The 16,984-nt window shown below is 39.3% G+C and carries 17 protein-coding genes and 1 tRNA gene; 13 read left to right on the top strand and 5 right to left on the bottom strand.

The window, feature by feature from the left end; translation table 11 throughout:
* Window positions 1-298 precede the first annotated feature (298 nt).
* On the bottom strand, window positions 299-1,006 hold the full coding sequence (locus ODQ17_RS06520; protein WP_322902523.1) for a DUF3761 domain-containing protein: 708 nt from the start codon (window positions 1,004-1,006) through the stop codon (window positions 299-301).
* 364 nt (window positions 1,007-1,370) lie between these two features.
* A tRNA-Leu gene (locus ODQ17_RS06515) sits at window positions 1,371-1,457 on the bottom strand.
* 183 nt (window positions 1,458-1,640) lie between these two features.
* On the opposite strand from ODQ17_RS06515, the gene queA reads away from it, so the two are divergent.
* From queA to secF, 7 genes are all read left to right on the top strand, one after another.
* Window positions 1,641-2,678 (top strand): tRNA preQ1(34) S-adenosylmethionine ribosyltransferase-isomerase QueA, encoded by a 1,038-nt coding sequence (gene queA / locus ODQ17_RS06510; protein WP_322902521.1) that lies wholly within the window; start codon window positions 1,641-1,643, stop codon window positions 2,676-2,678.
* Between the two features lie 230 nt (window positions 2,679-2,908).
* Window positions 2,909-3,937, top strand: coding sequence for a hypothetical protein (locus ODQ17_RS06505; protein ID WP_322902519.1), 1,029 nt, complete (start codon window positions 2,909-2,911; stop codon window positions 3,935-3,937).
* Window positions 3,938-4,020: 83 nt separating this feature from the next.
* The gene (locus ODQ17_RS06500; protein ID WP_322902517.1) at window positions 4,021-4,590 is read left to right on the top strand and encodes a LemA family protein; all 570 of its coding nucleotides are present in this window, start codon (window positions 4,021-4,023) and stop codon (window positions 4,588-4,590) included.
* 153 nt (window positions 4,591-4,743) lie between these two features.
* A complete protein-coding gene (gene tgt / locus ODQ17_RS06495; protein WP_049838131.1) occupies window positions 4,744-5,877 on the top strand; it encodes a tRNA guanosine(34) transglycosylase Tgt in 1,134 nt (377 codons plus the stop codon).
* Between the two features lie 97 nt (window positions 5,878-5,974).
* A complete protein-coding gene (gene yajC, locus ODQ17_RS06490) occupies window positions 5,975-6,304 on the top strand; it encodes a preprotein translocase subunit YajC (RefSeq protein ID WP_003655131.1) in 330 nt (109 codons plus the stop codon).
* Between the two features lie 51 nt (window positions 6,305-6,355).
* The gene (secD, locus tag ODQ17_RS06485) at window positions 6,356-8,257 is read left to right on the top strand and encodes a protein translocase subunit SecD (protein WP_013196834.1); all 1,902 of its coding nucleotides are present in this window, start codon (window positions 6,356-6,358) and stop codon (window positions 8,255-8,257) included.
* Between the two features lie 8 nt (window positions 8,258-8,265).
* A complete protein-coding gene (gene secF, locus ODQ17_RS06480) occupies window positions 8,266-9,231 on the top strand; it encodes a protein translocase subunit SecF (RefSeq protein WP_013196833.1) in 966 nt (321 codons plus the stop codon).
* Window positions 9,232-9,296: 65 nt separating this feature from the next.
* Here secF and coaBC read toward each other — a convergent pair whose 3' ends face one another.
* Complete coding sequence (coaBC, locus tag ODQ17_RS06475; protein ID WP_009389455.1) at window positions 9,297-10,550, bottom strand: bifunctional phosphopantothenoylcysteine decarboxylase/phosphopantothenate--cysteine ligase CoaBC; 1,254 nt, start codon at window positions 10,548-10,550, stop codon at window positions 9,297-9,299.
* 99 nt (window positions 10,551-10,649) lie between these two features.
* Between coaBC and radC the strand changes: the two genes are divergently transcribed.
* Together radC and ODQ17_RS06465 are read left to right on the top strand one after the other, a co-directional pair.
* Entirely contained in the window at window positions 10,650-11,369 is a 720-nt protein-coding gene (radC, locus tag ODQ17_RS06470) for a RadC family protein (RefSeq protein ID WP_199987450.1), read from the top strand.
* 61 nt (window positions 11,370-11,430) lie between these two features.
* Complete coding sequence (locus tag ODQ17_RS06465; protein ID WP_322902510.1) at window positions 11,431-12,342, top strand: bestrophin family protein; 912 nt, start codon at window positions 11,431-11,433, stop codon at window positions 12,340-12,342.
* Window positions 12,343-12,346: 4 nt separating this feature from the next.
* Here the strand turns inward: ODQ17_RS06465 and ODQ17_RS06460 are convergent, their stop codons facing one another.
* Window positions 12,347-13,198 carry a PHP domain-containing protein gene (locus tag ODQ17_RS06460; RefSeq protein ID WP_322902508.1) on the bottom strand — a complete coding sequence of 284 codons (852 nt, stop codon included), beginning with the start codon at window positions 13,196-13,198 and terminating at the stop codon, window positions 12,347-12,349.
* A gap of 44 nt (window positions 13,199-13,242) precedes the next feature.
* Here ODQ17_RS06460 and ODQ17_RS06455 point away from each other — a divergent pair, with 44 nt between their 5' ends.
* From ODQ17_RS06455 to mnmC, 4 genes are read left to right on the top strand one after another with little or no spacing between them, the layout of a single operon-like run.
* Window positions 13,243-13,857, top strand: coding sequence for a septation protein IspZ (locus tag ODQ17_RS06455; protein ID WP_005309525.1), 615 nt, complete (start codon window positions 13,243-13,245; stop codon window positions 13,855-13,857).
* 34 nt (window positions 13,858-13,891) lie between these two features.
* Complete coding sequence (locus tag ODQ17_RS06450) at window positions 13,892-14,194, top strand: YciI family protein (RefSeq protein ID WP_005309522.1); 303 nt, start codon at window positions 13,892-13,894, stop codon at window positions 14,192-14,194.
* A gap of 4 nt (window positions 14,195-14,198) precedes the next feature.
* Window positions 14,199-14,666, top strand: coding sequence for a hypothetical protein (locus tag ODQ17_RS06445; RefSeq protein WP_322902506.1), 468 nt, complete (start codon window positions 14,199-14,201; stop codon window positions 14,664-14,666).
* A 23-nt stretch (window positions 14,667-14,689) separates the two neighbouring features.
* Complete coding sequence (mnmC, locus tag ODQ17_RS06440) at window positions 14,690-16,564, top strand: FAD-dependent 5-carboxymethylaminomethyl-2-thiouridine(34) oxidoreductase MnmC (RefSeq protein ID WP_322902504.1); 1,875 nt, start codon at window positions 14,690-14,692, stop codon at window positions 16,562-16,564.
* A gap of 37 nt (window positions 16,565-16,601) precedes the next feature.
* On the opposite strand, the gene ODQ17_RS06435 is transcribed toward mnmC, so the two are convergent.
* The gene (locus tag ODQ17_RS06435; protein WP_002116171.1) at window positions 16,602-16,916 is read right to left on the bottom strand and encodes a rhodanese-like domain-containing protein; all 315 of its coding nucleotides are present in this window, start codon (window positions 16,914-16,916) and stop codon (window positions 16,602-16,604) included.
* Window positions 16,917-16,984 lie beyond the last annotated feature (68 nt).

Genomic DNA, 16,984 nt, shown 5'->3' with positions numbered 1-16,984 from the left:
ACTTTAACGAAGTTTTGTTGAATTTGAATAAGGGCTTATAAAGCGTAAAATTGAAAATTTGTTAGAAAATTAAGTTTATAGATAAAGATTCGAGCCCGACCCTCGGAATCAAATAATTAATTCATAATTTCTTAAGCTCTATTCACTTTTTTATACCCAACAAAAAACCTCTAAACACATATGTTTATATTACTATTAACCCAACATGTTTTATGATTGAACACAAGCTCTTATTTTGTGAACTATTTATCTAGTTAGATATCAAACTATATGATCATAACAAGAATAATTAAATATGCTAAAGCCAAGCAGCTACACCACCATGACCAGAACAAGTTCCCCTCCTATTTTGGCTAAAAGACCAAGTACCATCTCTACATTTTGCAGTTGCACCTGTCGGTTGCGTCTTAGATTTCTTTGGACTTGATATATAGTTTCCATCTACATTTCTATAGCCTCTACCATTAACTATATTTTTTGTCTTACTGTAGTTATTCGATGATGTATGAGTTTGTGTTTTTTCTTCAATTGTTTGAAGACTATTTTTAGCATTTTTCATTAAGCTATGTTGAGGTGAATAACTTTTTGTTTTAACCCAACATCTTTCTGTAAAACAAATGCTTGCTAAATTAACCCAATACGGATACTCGATATCTGCTGAAATATTAGCCCAGTCACCTTTAGTATCAAAAATTAATAACTTTGTACCTCGTGTCACATGATTTATTGCAGTTAGATTTTTTGTAGAAGGAAATACTTCTAAAAGGTCCACATTTACATAACCCACTATTTTCACCTCTAATGGAGCAGGTGAATCTGGGATTTCATGAATGAGTTCCCCAATAGAATCAGAATCATTTTCTATTTTTGAAGATTTTTCATTTTTCTCTTGAGCTTTTTCAGTATGAAGATTAACTGGCTTCGTCTTTACTAAAACACAGCCACTTAAAGATAAAAAAAGGATAAAAAGACAAATACCAAAGATTCTTCTATTTAAATCCATCATACAATTTGATCAAAAGATAAAACTTGTTAAATTATTGATCAATAAATTCTTTTGTCAAATACTCTTCCCCATACAATAGATCAAATTTATCTCTCTATTTTATTTAGGTCTTATTTAAATAGTGTAATTATCTGAAATACCTACATAAAGATACTTAAAAAACCAAAACAATTCTAATTTCATTAACATTTAAAAGAAGTTCTGGATGTTTATTATTTCTATCAAGAGGGCTAATTTCTCAGGAAAAACTTTGAGCAACTTTATAAATCAATTAGTTAATAGAGCATAAGTATTTGTTTTCTAAAACAAAAGACCCCTAAGCCGTTAACTTAGGGGTCTTCGTAGAATCTTACGATTCTGAATATGGTCCCGAGGGTCGGACTCGAACCGACACGTCATCTCTGACAGCGGATTTTGAGTCCGCCGCGTCTACCAATTTCACCACCTCGGGAGAGGAAGTATGTTTGTGTTGCGTATATTAGCGCGTTTGTAAAACTTGTCAAACCCTAAGTGAATATTATCGTTCACTTTTAGATCATTTAAACATTTTTCATGATTTAGGCCATAAGCACAGCCATAAAAAAGCGAAAAAGTTTATACTAGGCCCAATTTTTGCGGTGTTTTTTTTCTAAATATGCAACTGTCCGACTTTTCCTTTGAATTACCTGATGAACTTATTGCCCGTTACCCTCTTGAATCACGTAGTGCTTCACGGTTGTTGCACCTAGACTCAAAGGGTCAATATCACGATCACATGTTCACAGACATTATCGATCTGTTCGAAGAAGGTGATCTGTTAGTGCTCAATGACACTAAAGTCATGAAAGCACGACTTAAAGGAAAACGTTCTACAGGCGGTGCTATTGAGATTTTGGTTGAGCGCATGCTGAACCACACCACAGCGTATTGTCATATTAAATCGAGCAACTCGCCTAAAGCAGGTGCTGAGCTTTATGTCGGTGCAGATAATATTCCTGTGATTGTACGTGGCCGTCACGAAAATTTATTTGTGGTTGAGTTTTCACAGCCAATTTTGCCTGTACTTGAACAATATGGTCAGTTACCTATTCCGCCTTACTTTAACCGTGAAGCAGAAGAAATTGACACTGAACGCTATCAAACGGTTTTCCATAACCCAGAAAAAATTGCCAGTGTTGCAGCACCTACTGCAAGCTTGCATTTTGATGAAACACTTTTAGAAAAATTAGAACAAAAAAATGTTCAAAAAACTTTTGTGACTTTACACGTCGGTGCTGGCACGTTTATGCCTGTTCGTACTGATGACATTACCAACCATATTATGCACAGTGAATGGTGTGATGTGCCTCAAGAAACCATTGATTTAATTTTAGCGACTAAAGCACGCGGCAATAAAGTGATTGCCGTTGGTACAACAGCAACACGTGCTTTAGAAAGTGCAGCTCAAGCTCATGGTGGTAAAATCGCGGCTTGGACTGGTGACACGCAAATCTTTATCTATCCGGGCTATGAGTTCTGCATCGTAGATCGTTTAATTACTAACTTCCATTTGCCAGAGTCTACTCTGCTCATGTTGGTATCAGCGCTATCAAATCGAGACAACATTTTGGCTGCCTATGAACATGCAGTTAAAAGCCACTATCGTTTCTTTAGTTATGGCGATGCAATGTTGGTTGATAAATTAGACGTTTAAATACTAAGGCGGGGTTAAACCTTACAAGTTGATTCGAGGTTTAACCCAACCCAAGTACTTACAATAAAAAATAATGAATTTAGCTGTGTGAGTTGCAGAAATTTAGCGATGAAATCAGGCATTAATTTTTTAAAGAAAAATTCTCAATTTAGAAAAATTTAGTATTTATCTGTTTCAATTTAAAAGATAATCTAGAAATAGCTCTTTATGATAATGAACTTATTACTTCCATGCCAATCGATACTGTACAAGAAGCTCTTCATATAAGGCGTAAAAAAAATACACAGGTTTTTCGCAATATCGCTCGACTTTGGGACGCTGGACAAAAATCTCATTCAGCCCAAGATCTTTTAGATGCTTTACATCCATGGCGAGAAGATCACAACCTTCGTTTTTTTAATGTGCTCCCCTATTTACTCGCTATTTGCAGCATCACAATATTAGGTTTTGGTTATTTTCTTCATCCACATATTCAATATATTTGGAGCTTTTTAGGTGCCTTTTTAACAGGGTTTCTGGCTTATTTACTCTATCAATCTCAAGAACCTTTAACGCAAGTTATTCATTATCTAGAACAACGCATGGTAATTTTGCGTTACGGTTTACAATTTCAGCAGTTACCAGCTTATCTTCCCATTCATGCTCAGCCTGTTTTAGTTCTGAGTAAACTAAAACAGTATTTCCCACTGTTTAACCGAGGGACTAAATCTAACGAAATTACTCAGTTTGCTTCGGCTACATGGAACGATGGAGTAACCGATCATCAAGTCTTGCTGTTTCAATATCATTACGTTAATGAAATCCCTATTATTCAAGATCAAAATAGCGATAAAAAAATTATAAAAGAAATTCATAAAGATTTATGGGGCGCTTTTATATTTCAAATACCAGCTTTGGGTATTGCTGTTAGCAATCAACGTTCTCGTTTTTTTACTCCCTACAGCAGTAAATGGCAAAGTAGCGATATTTTAATTAACCAAGAACTTAATATTTTTGGGGTTGATCAACATCAGTTAGCCAAAGAAGTCAGTCCGAGTTTAACTTTAAAATTAAATGATTTTTTTCAGCACTTTAAAGGTGATTTAATTTATCATCACGAAGAACAAATTTTGTGTTATCTGGGGGAGCAGAATCTTTTTCAGACCACCAGTAAGCAAAGTGAAATTCATGATGTTTCAGCATTGCGTGGGCACTTGCGTACCATGACCATGCCGCAATATGAAAAATTTCAGCAATTAATGTTGAACTTAATTAAATAAATCTCTCGTATGACTTGATTGTCGTCTCATCAAAAAATGAGACGTTAAAAGTACACTGAGGGAATAACAAGAAGGAACTGACCATGACTGGTTTATTTATTTTCCTGGGGATTTTTATTGTACTGATCGTCTGGGGCGTTCACATCCGTAACACTATCGTACGTTATTTTAATGCGACCAAACGCGCTTGGTCTGAGGTTGCCAATTTCGAACGTCAAAAGGTAAAGACTTTAGAGACTCTTGAGACAACACTTAATCAATATACTCATTTTGAAAAATCGACATTAGAAAAAGTCACTGAATTACGTCAGCAAATTCTTAATTTAAATGTAAATAACACTGATATTTCTCAGCTCCAACAAATTGAGAAAATGAGCAAAGAACTAATTCGCAGCTTAAATATTGTTGTTGAAAACTACCCTGAGCTTAAAGCCGATTCACTCTATAGCAAGATGATGGACGACATTCAGGAACAAAACGAAAATGTAGGTGCTGCGATTAGTATCTTTAACCGTAATGTCGAGCTGTTCAACAACCAGATTGAAGTATTCCCTAACAATCTTATCAATACACTAACTTTATCCAAGAAAGCGATTCGCCCTTTTAAGGATAATCTTGTTAATGAAAATTTTGACTATAAACCTAATTTTTAATAGGAAAAAAACGGCCCCTAACCTGTCGGAAATTTTATCTATTTTATAACCAGCTACATTTAGTAGTAGAACTACATCGCAGAATCAAGGAAAATAGCTCTCTTTTTAGCAGCGAACTGTTTCTTCGCCTCTGCTCGTGTTCAGGATTTTTAGATGAAGTTTGAAAAATTAGGTCAGTCGGGGCGCGCCCGTCGTGGTCGTTTAACTTTAGAGCATGGTGTTGTTGAAACACCTGTTTTTATGCCAGTGGGGACTTACGGCACAGTCAAAGGTATGCTACCGCGTGATATCGAAGACATTCAGGCACAAATTATTTTAGGAAATACCTTCCATTTATATTTGCGTCCGGGTCTTGAAGTGATTAAAGAACACGGCGGTTTGCATAACTTTATTAAATGGGATAAGCCAATTTTGACTGACTCTGGCGGTTTCCAGGTTTTTAGTCTTGGCGCAATGCGCAAAATCAAAGAGGAAGGTGTTACTTTCCGCTCGCCGATTGATGGTTCAAAAGTGTTTCTATCGCCTGAAATTTCTATGGAAATTCAGCAGGTATTGAACTCTGACATCGTCATGATTTTTGATGAATGTACACCTTATCCTGCAACACATGAAGAAGCACAAAAATCATTGCAGCTTTCTTTACGCTGGGCAAAACGTTGTAAAACCCATCATCATGATGAACTCAAAAATAAGAATGCGTTATTTGGCATTATTCAAGGCGGTATGTATGAAGACTTACGTGATGAGTCTTTAAATGGCCTTCTTGAAATTGGCTTTGACGGTTATGCGATTGGCGGCTTATCTGTAGGTGAACCTAAAGAAGAGATGATCAAAGTTTTAGATTATCTCCCAAGCAAAATGCCACAAGATAAACCGCGTTACTTGATGGGCGTTGGTAAGCCGGAAGATATCGTTGAAGCGGTGCGCCGTGGTGTCGATATGTTCGACTGTGTAATGCCAACCCGTAATGCGCGAAACGGTCATTATTTTGTCACTGATGGTCTGGTACGTATTCGTAATAGTAAATATCGCCATGACCAAAGTCCGCTCGATCCACATTGCGATTGCTACACTTGTAAGAACTTTACCCGTGCTTATCTATTCCATCTTGAAAAATGTGGAGAGATGTTAGCGTCTATGCTCGGTACCATTCATAACTTACGTTATTACCAACGTTTAACTGAAGGTATGCGTGATGCATTAGAGAATGGCACATTTGATGAATTTGTTCAGGACTTTTATGCCCGTCGTGGTTTAGAAGTTCCACCATGTCCGGTTGATGAATAAGCCCGATTTGCGCTCAACCTCAAGACAAGGTAAATTGCAAAACGAATTAGGATTATGTCAGGTATCTGACTCATATTTTTAACTTTAGGAAATCAAAATGAGCTTTTTAATTTCTGCTGCACATGCAGCACCGGCAGCTGGCCCAACTACAGGTATTTTGCCAAACATCTTGATGATTGTTGTATTCGTTGCAATCTTTTATTTCTTAATTTGGCGTCCTCAAGCAAAGCGTGCTAAAGAGCACCGTTCTTTAATCGAAAGCTTAGGTGTAGGTAGTGAAGTTGTGTTCGCTGGTGGTTTAATGGGCAAAGTGACCAAAATTGAAGGTGACTATGCAGTTGTTGAACTTAGCCGTGGTGTAGAAGTAAAAATTCAGCGTGCCAGCGTAATTTCAGTATTACCTGAAGGCACTCTAAATAACCTTTAATCATAAAACAGTCGTGCTTTAGCACGACTTTTTCATTTAAGAAGAAAGCGAATGCGTTACCCTGCATGGAAATATTTACTGATTCTGGTTGTTCTGGTAGTCAGTACATTATACGCACTGCCTAGTCTATATCCGGATGAGCCCGCCGTTCAAATTTCCGGTGCCAAAGCTGGTACCCAAATTGATCAAAGTGTGGTGCAAAAAGCAGAGCAAATTTTAAAAACAGCAAATATTGCAAGTCACGATAATACTTTTACAAATAATGCTGCCCTCTTGCGTGTCAGCTCTTCTGAAGCGCAGTTGAAAGCAAAAGAAGTATTACGCCGTGACTTAGGTGATCAATATGTTGTTGCCCTAAACCTTGCACCAACCACACCGGAATGGTTGCAAAAAATTGGGGCAAAACCAATGAAACTTGGTTTGGACTTACGTGGTGGTGTCCACTTCTTGCTTGAAGTAGATATGGACAAAGCCGTTGCCCAACGTATGGAAACCTCTGCCACTGATTTGCGTCGTCAGTTCCGTGAAAACAAGATCAAATTTAATAATCTTGCATTAACAAACAATGTAATCACTGTTCAATTTGCTGACAATGCTGACCGTGATGCAGCAATGGATTTTCTACGTCGTAATGGGAATGAATATACCCAGCAGGCATTAGCAAGCTCTACAGGTTCTACTTTAAAGCTTACTTATACCGATGTACGTCGCCAAGAAATCCAGTCATATGCGGTAAACCAAAACTTAACAACATTACGTAATCGTATTAACGAACTTGGTGTTGCAGAAGCATTGGTACAAAGTCAGGGTAGCAACCGTATTGTTGTTGAATTACCGGGTGTACAAGATACTGCTGAAGCTAAACGTGTTTTAGGCCGTACTGCAAACCTCGAATTCCGTTTAGTTTCTGACTCAAATGATCAATATATTGACCCATATACAGGTAAATATAATGGTCAACCTTTACCTCCGGGCACAGAAGTTTTTGCTTATGAGTCTTTAGATAGCGGTCGTCAACTTTTGTTGCAACGTAACCGTATCTTGACTGGTGAGCGTGTTCAAAATGCAAGCTCTGGCTTTAGCCAAGACTCTGGTGGTGCCGAGGTAAATATTACCCTCGACAGTGCTGGCGGTAAGCTTATGTCCGATGCAACTCGTAATGCTGTTGGTAAACGCATGGCGGTATTGTTCATCGAAAATAAGCAAAAAATTACTTATGTTACAGATCCAAAAACTGGTGCACAAACAGAAGTTCGTACTCCATACACTGAATCTGTAGTCATTAATGCTGCAACTGTTCAGGCTGTTTTAGGTTCAACTTTCCGTATTACCGGTTTAAGTTCTCCTCAAGAAGCATCAGAACTTGCATTAATGCTACGTGCAGGTGCTTTGGCTGCGCCAATGTATTTTGTTGAAGAACGTGTGGTTGGTCCAAGTCTTGGTCAAGAAAACATTGATAAAGGCGTATTATCAACTCAAATCGGCTTCTTGCTTGTTGCAATCTGGATGGTGGTTTTCTTCCGTCTATTCGGTTTAATCGCTAACTTTGCACTTGTTGTTAACTTGGCAATGATTTTAACAGTCATGTCATGGATTGGGGCTTCCCTCACCTTACCAGGTATTGCCGGTATCGTTATTACCATTGGTATGGCCGTCGATGCGAACGTATTGATATGTGAGCGTATCCGAGAAGAAATGCTCTGGGGAGCCTCGCCCAAACAAGCCATTGTGGCCGGTTATGATCGAGCTTATAACACCATTTTTGACTCGAACTTAACCACGTTCCTCGTTGCTTTCATTTTGTTTGCAATTGGTACAGGCCCGATCAAAGGTTTCGCCGTAACATTAATGATTGGTATTGTGTGTTCGATGTTTACTGCAATTACAGTGACTCGCGCAATTGTACAAATCATTTATGGCAAACGTCGTAACTTGAAAAAGTTGAGCATTTAAGGAGATCGATGATGACTAAAGTGACTCAACAAGATTCAAAACAATATGGACGTCCGGATGATGCAAAAATCATCCCGTTCATGAAGATTGCCAAACCTGCGGCAATCTTCTCGATCCTGATTACATTGGCGAGTATTTTCTTTATTGTAACTAAAGGTCTTAACTTAGGTTTGGACTTTACAGGTGGTGTTTCAGCTGAGCTTAACTATGCTCAACCAGCAAACCAGTCTGACGTTATTCAAGCGCTCGACAAAGCTGGCTTTAAAGATGCTGTAGTACAGACACTTGGTAGTAATAAAGACTTACTTGTGCGTATGCCAGTACAAGAAGTTAAGGTTGAAGATCTTAATAACGCGATTACTAAGGCTGTACAGCTGCCAAACAATGCCGCAGAAGTTCATAAAGTTGACTCTGTAGGTGGTCAAGTTGGTAACGAGCTTTATGTTCGCTCTGCTGGTGCGGTTGCTCTTGCACTTATTTTAATGTTGATCTACGTGACGATCCGTTTCGAGTTTAAACTCGCGATGGGTGCCGTGATGTCTTTATTCCACGACATCATCATTATTATTGGTGCTTTTGCATTATTCCAATGGCCGTTTGACCTTACAGTTTTAGCTGCGGTACTTGCTGTTATTGGCTTCTCGCTTAACGATAATATTGTAGTGTCAGACCGTATCCGTGAAAATTTCCGTAAAATTCGCGGTGCGACTCCTCGTGAAATCGTTGATATTGCTTTAACCGAAACTTTACGTCGTACCATTCATACATCAATGACCTTATTGCTAGTCGTTCTAGCAATGATGTTCTTAGGTGGCGATGGCTTACACTGGTTCGCTGTTGCAATGTTTGTTGGTGTCTTTGTAGGTACTTACTCTTCAATTTATATCGGTACAGCTTTTGCCTTATGGCGTGGTCTTAACCGTCAGGACTTCATCGTTCAGGTTAAACCTGAATTTGAAGATGACATTCCTTAAGTTGGATAAAGTAAGACACATAAAAAAAACCGCGATTAATTCGCGGTTTTTTTATTTAGAACATATTATTTACGGCGTAATGCATCCGAAATTGCTTCAACCAACTGTTGAGAAATTTCTTGTTTAGATGCTTTTTCTAACTCACGCTTTTTCATGTGATAGTTTTCAGCAAAGAAAACCGTCATCGCATTTTCATCAGAAGCAAAACCAATATCTGCACGCGATACATCGTTACATGCAATCATATCAAGTTTTTTAGCAACCAGCTTTCCTGCCGCATATTCTTCAACATTTTGTGTTTCAGCTGCAAAGCCCACCATAAATGGACGTTTTTCCTGACCAGCGATTGTTGCCACAATATCTGGATTTTTAACAAGGGAAACATTCAACTCATCCCCTGCCTTCTTAATTTTATGCTCGGCAACTTCTGCTACGCGATAGTCTGCGACTGCGGCGGTTGCAATGAAGATATCACAGCCTGTTTCTAACGAATCCATACTGATATCTAACATCTGTCTTGCAGAGGCAACATTTACTCTTTTTACACCATTCGGTGTATCTAAACTTACAGGTCCAGCAATCAGAGTCACTTGTGCACCAGCAGCGTAACAAGCAGCCGCTAAAGCAAAGCCCATTTTACCAGTACTGTGGTTCGAGATATAACGAACAGGGTCAATTGCTTCACGTGTTGGCCCAGCCGTAATGACAACTCGCTTACCTGCCAATAACCCAAATTTTTCAGCAATTGCACGTTGAGCCTGATGGAAATAGCCAGCCACTTGCTTAGCAATTTCTTCTGGCTCTGGCATACGGCCTAAACCAACATCACCACACGCCTGCTCACCTGCATCTGGCATGATCACATGCACACCATCTTCGACCAAGGTTTGTAAATTTCGTTGTGTAGCTTTGGCCGCCCACATTTGCTGGTTCATGGCAGGTGCAACCCATACAGGAGATTTTGTTGCCAAAAATACTGTACTGAGCAAGTCATCTGCTAAACCATGCGCAAATTTTGCCAAAGTATCGCAACTTGCAGGCGCAACCAGTAATAAATCAGCCCAACGTGCTAATTCAATATGTCCCATTCCAGCTTCAGCCGCAGGGTCTAAAAGTTCAGTATGGACAGGATTACCAGAAAGAGCCTGAAAAGTTAGTGGGGTAATAAATGCCTGAGCACCATGTGTCATGACCACACGCACATCAAAGCCATAATCTTTGAGGCGGCGGACTAAGATGGCACTTTTATAGGCAGCAATTCCGCCAGTAACAGCTAAAACGATGTTTTTATGAGGAATAACACTTAGATCGAAGCTCACGAACAGGATACCTTACTGTTGCAGTGGCGCTCACAATAGCATTAAATACGCGCAGACCCAAGATTGATTGGGCAAACAAAATAAAATTTTAAGCGAATTATGCTGGGGAATATGAATACTTCTATTAAAAATTGGCCCGAACAAGAGCGGCCAAGAGAACGGTTATTGCAACAAGGCCCTCAAAGTCTCTCTGATGCAGAGCTATTGGCGATTTTTCTTCGCTCAGGTTCAAGGCAACATTCAGCAGTCGAATTATCACGTTTACTCATTCAACATTTTGGTAGTCTAAATGCAGTATTTGATTCATCGTTAAGTGAATTAACTCAATTTAATGGAATTGGAGCAACGAAATATTCTCAATTACTGGCAGTCAAAGAACTCGGACGGCGTTATCTCGATCATCACTTTCAGAAGAATGATCTTAGTCTTCACTCTTCTGATTTAGTTTTGGATTATTTACGCTATGAATTAAAAGGTGAAAAACAAGAAGTCTTTGCTGTGCTGTGTCTAGACCCAGAATTAAGAAAGCTCCATTTTAAAAAGCTATTTTTTGGTTCAATGCAGCATTGTGCGGTCTCGGTCAATCAAACCTTACGCTACGCCTTACAACAACATGCTTGCCAGCTCGTTATTGCACACAATCATCCATTTGGTTCAGCACAGCCTTCTGCTGAAGATATTGCCTTAACTCAACAACTGGAAAATGCATGCAAGCTTGTCGAAATACACCTCTTGGATCATTTTATTATTTCTCCAGAAGGAAGCTTTTCATTTGCTGAACAACAACTGCTCAACCCCGCAACAATATCAGTTCAATAATATTGACAAAGCTTAACTAAGCCTAGAAGATCAAAACAAAAATAGTGATGCTTAAAATAAAATGATTGTTCGTGATCAACCTAGTATTTTCAAAGTTTTATTCTCTTGGCGAGGGACGATTTTACCCAAAATTCTCCCCTCCTTAGGGTTTGTTATGTTGATCTCAGCAATCATTGGTGGCGTGGAATATATCAACCTTTATCGCTTTCCAGAGATTCCCTTGGTTGGCTTTACTCTGATTGGCGTCGTGCTTTCTATTTTCTTAGGATTTAAAAATACTGCGTGTTATGACCGTTGGTGGGAAGCCCGAAAATTATGGGGTGTTTTAATTGCAACTTCGCGCCATTTTGACCGTGACTGCCGAATTTTGACTCAGGCCCGCCGTGAACGTGTCATTCAACATGTGATTGTTTTTGCTAATGTGTTACGTGATCGTTTACGTCGTCAGACTGCGAACCCAAATGAGTTAATACAAACCAGTGGTATGAGCCAGCAAGCACTCACCCAACTCTATCAGCAAAATAATGCCCCTCAGTACACGCTGAGCCTCATTCACTGGGAATTATTACAAGCACTTAAAGAAGGTGAAATCTCTGACATCATCTATGCACAGATGAATAAAAATGTTTCAGATTTAAGTGTAGTACAAACTGGCTGTGACCGAATTGCCAATACACCTATTCCATTTGCCTATTCAGTTTTGCTCAATCGCACTGTCTATTTTTTCTGTTTTATGTTGCCGTTTAGTCTTGGTTCATTGCTTGGTTTAGCAACACCTTTACTGGTTGGAATTTTGGCATATACATTCTTAGGGCTTGATGCACTAAGCTCGGAAATTGAAGAGCCTTTTGGTACTCAAAGCAATGATTTACCTTTAGACGCCATGGTGCGTAGTATCGAAATTGAACTTTTAGGAACACTAGGCAAACCTACACCTCCTCCAATTCAAGCTCAAGATAATAACTTACTATAAAGTCTTAGAGAAAACGCTCCCAAACACCTTGCTGATTAGCCGTTGGTTTAGGTGTATTTCCCAATTTAATCCATGGCATATTTTCACCATGAAAATCACTGCCAATTGATACGGCTAATTGATGTTGCTCAATCATCCGATCAACCATTTGGCGAGTAGATAACGTTTCCATAGGTGGAGGTAACTCAATTGCATCTCCACCTGAAGTTGCGAACAATTCAATTAAATATCGAATGTTCGTTGCAGATAAATCATAACGAGTTGGGTGAGCTAAAACTGCCAGACCTTTACTTTCATGAATCACATCAATTGTTTCTTTTAATCCTAACCCTTCAAACTTAACAAAGGCTCGTCTTCCCTCTTTTAAGAAACGATCAAATGCTTGTTGAGGACGGGTTACTACATTCTTCTCGACCAGTGTTTTAGCAATATGGGTTCTTGTCACTCGATCGGCCTGATTTTCCACTTTGGCAAGAACATCTTCATAAATCTGAAAACCAATACATTTTTCTAATAAATCACAAATGACTTGAGCTCTTTGTGCTCGTACTCTTTTTTGTTGTTCTAATGCTTCTAAAATTGGTGCTTCATCTTGCATGTTTAAAGCAACAATATGTACGCCATAACTCTTTTTGGTTGTTGGGCGTGACCACTGACTCGAAATCTCAGTACCAGAAATGATTTTTAAATCATGACCTTGCGCAGCAATTCTAGCTCGCTGCAATCCGTCCATTGTATCGTGATCAGTTAAAGCCAAAGTATGCAAATTCACATCAATAGCAGCTTGCACCAGTAATTCCGGAGACAAAGTTCCATCAGAAATATTGCTATGTGTATGTAAATCTATGCCTTGCATCTTTTATACTATGCCATTCACCAAACCTGATCAGATACTCTAACATGAAAGCACTTCTGGACTTTGTTCCATTAATTATTTTCTTCTATTTATATAAAACAGTTGATCCAGCTAACGCACAGCATCCTTTACTTAAACTGATCGGGTCTGCTGGCGGTGCAGATAATAATAATATTCTTGTAGCAACTACTGGTCTAATTATTTCAATGCTCGTGGTATATGGTGCCTTATTTGTTTTCCAAAAATTCCGTCTAGATAAACAACAATGGTTTGTATTGTTTATGACTGTGATTTTTGGTGGCATCACGCTCATGCTAAGTGATGATTTCTATATTCGTCTGAAAGCTGCAATTTTAAATTTGGTTTTTGCAGGCGCATTCTTGGTTTCACCTTGGTTTGGTAAAGACCGTAAGCCACTCATACGACGTTTATTTGATCCTATTTTAGAGTTAAGTGAAAAAGGTTGGAAAAATCTAAACTTCGCCTGGGCAGTCATGTTTGTAGTGATGTCTTGTTTACATGTGTTCTTCGCATTTTTATTTCACGGCGGAAAATATTGGGGCGAATTTACTGCATTTGGTGACATGATTGTGATGTTTTCATTTATCATTATTCAGTTCATTATTTTACGTAAACATTTTAAGTCACCAGACGCTTAAAGTGGTTCCTGATTGATTATAGAGATACGATTACATGCCTTTTTTTGTTCTAAGCTGTACCGATAACGAAGGAACTTTAGAGAAACGCTTAGCAGTACGCCCTCAGCATATCGAACGTCTACAAAAACTCGATGATGAAGGCCGCCTTGTTACAGCGGGTGCTATGCCAAAAGATCCTAATGATCCACAAGCAGGCTTCTATGGTAGCACCATGATTGTTGAATTCGACAGTCGCGAAGCATTAGATGAATGGTTAAAAGAAGAACCATTTCTCAAAGAAGGCATTTATGCCCATATTGATGTAAAACCGTTCAATAAAGCATTTCCAAAAGGGTAATCGCATGCAGCCTGCAATCAAAAGCTTTCTTGGCTTGTGTTTGATATGTTCAATTGCTGGAGCAGTTGAACCTGCTGCAACACCAGCAACACCTCCTCCAAGCGCGCCTTCAACTCAGGCAGCTAAACCCGCTCCTACAGCACCAACTGGTATAAAAACAGCGACTACAGCTCAACCACTTACAGCTGAACAACTCGTAAAGAATAAGCAACAGCAAGATGCGAAAATCAAAGCTCTAGTTCAAGATCAGGCATCTCGCTTAAAACAGTTAGAACATGCCAATCTTGAAGCACTTGCTCAGAACCAAGAGCTACAGTTAAAAAACGACAGTCTCTCTGTTCAGGTTCAAGTCTTACAAAGCGAACGTAGTGCACAAATGTTTTTATATGGCGCTGTTACCTTAGCGGGAGGCGTATTGCTAGGATTCTTTATCGCTAGTTATATCCATACAAAACGTCGACGCCAGTGGTAAATCGAAACAATCTATTAAACCAAATGAACGTATCAAACCGTATCCAAACAGCAGAACTGGACTGGGAACTCATCGATGGTATCGAGGTTCCCATTTCCAAACAATTTGGTGATGTCTATTTCTCTAAAGATAATGGCTTACTTGAAACACGACATGTTTTTCTAAATGGTAATGACTTATCAGAACGCTTAGCCCATCTAAAAGATTTTGAATATTTCAGTGTAGGAGAAACCGGTTTTGGTACAGGTTTAAACATTCTTGCACTCTGGCAACTTTGGCAACAAGTTCGTCCAGACAATCAAAGTCATTTACATGCAATTAGTGTTGAAAAATTTCCCTTAAGTAAAGCTGACCTTATTCGTGCTTTAAATGTCTGGGATGAGCTTAAACCACTTGCAGAGCAGTTAATTGAACAATATCCGCTCCCTATTGCTGGATGTCATCGCTTAACTTTTCCAAACGAGCGTTTTAGCATCGACCTATGGTTAGGAGATGCGCAAGACATTTTCCCAAGTATGGCTAAAACCAAAGCAGTAAATGCTTGGTTTTTAGATGGCTTTGCACCCTCTTGCAATCCAGAACTGTGGGAACAAAACGTTCTAAACCATATTGTTCGTCTTTCTGACTATGGCAGCACATTTTCCTCTTTTAGTGTCGCGGGTGTTTTAAAACGTGGGCTAAAGGCGCACGGTATTAGTATTTCTCGTCCACGTGGTTTTCGGCATAAACGGGAAATGCTCAAAGCAATCTGGAATCCGCCTCAATCTGATGATGAATCCTCACAATTAGACCAAGTTCAGTCATTGGGTAAAGAACAGCAGCATATTGCGATAATTGGGGCCGGTGTAGCAGGTTTAACTACGGCGTGGGCATTTGCAGCACGCGGGCATCAAGTCACCTTATATGAGCAAACAGAAGCATTATCTGGCGCTTCTGGAAACCCTTTGGCATTGCTTAATCCTAAACTATGTCCGATTGAACAAAGCCATGAACATCTCATGACTTTAAGTTGGCAACATGCCTTAAATTTTTATAAAAATTTTCAAGCATTCCGCCCACTTCAAATACAACAAATCGCATTGAAAAATGCAGAGGAACTTCTCGATCTTGTAAACCAATATCCAGCAGAAGTTGTTACCCATTCAACAAACTCACTTGAAACTACGTACTCAAGTGTTTCACTGAACGAAGCGGGTTCTGTTTCACCACATCAACTACGTGATGAAATTTTACAAAACCCTTTAATTGCTCTAAAAATTGCCCATGTCACAGCACTGGTTCCTTTTGAAAATAAAGTTCAATTGCAGGCTAGTAATGAGATTATTGCTGAAGCAGACCATGTTGTTGTGTGCTGTGCTCGGGGAAGTGCTGCTTTATTTGAAAGCTATCCACAGTTAAAACCAATACGCGGACAAGTGAGCTGGGTTAATAATTCTTTTGCTCCCCTGCCTTTAAATGAAGCTTATAGCTATGGTGGATATTGCATGCAACTTGATGCTTCACAGATGATTTTAGGTGCATCTTTTTACCCAAATCGTGAAGATCAAGATGTACTTACCGAAGACCATGTGCATAACTTTGAATTAATTCACAGCGTATTCCCTGCATATGCAGAAAAGTTACCATCAACTTCGACGTGGCAAGGCCGTGCATCTATCCGTGCACAAAGCTTAGATTATTTTCCTCTGGTTGGAAAAATGCTTGAGAATAGTCGAATTGCTACTTTTGCTGGTCTTGGTTCTAAAGGCTTTCTATTTGCTCCGCTATGTAGCGAGATCTTAGTTGCCCAGATATTAGGAGAGGCTTGCCCAGTACCGGACAACTTATTACAAAAATTGAATCCGCAACGATTCCAAAAGAAAGTAAAACCTAAAAAGCCATATTTCAAACCGCAGTAGTCTTCTTCAATAAAAAAGCACCCTAAGGTGCTTTTTTTTATGCGCCCTGCTCTAGAGGCAAGCCAGCATCACGAGCTGCACGTGTCCCCCCCATCAGCACGACATATTCACGCGAGGCATCCAATCCTTCTAGTTTCTCAGCTGCACGAGGAGCTTTGCTACCACCACCACATAAAATATAAATCGGCTGACCCGCAGAGACCTGGTTCAAAATATCAGCATTCAAATCATTAATCGGGCGATTCACCGCACCTTTAACATGCCCTTCTGCATAAGCATTAGTATCACGGACATCCCAGATAACAGCATTTTCTGGGAATTCAAATGTTGTAATTTCTTGTTTACGGATCATTGTGCACTCCTTTGATGTAAACAACACTTGGCAAATGAAGAAAACCCTCTTAGCATCTCAAATATTCT

Origin of the sequence: Acinetobacter sp. IRS14 (assembly GCF_034650275.1) — a bacterium.
Classification (GTDB): Bacteria; Pseudomonadota; Gammaproteobacteria; order Pseudomonadales; family Moraxellaceae; genus Acinetobacter; species Acinetobacter oleivorans.
The sequence above is the reverse complement of the archived record's forward strand: the minus strand, read 5'-3'. Positions and strand labels throughout refer to the sequence as shown.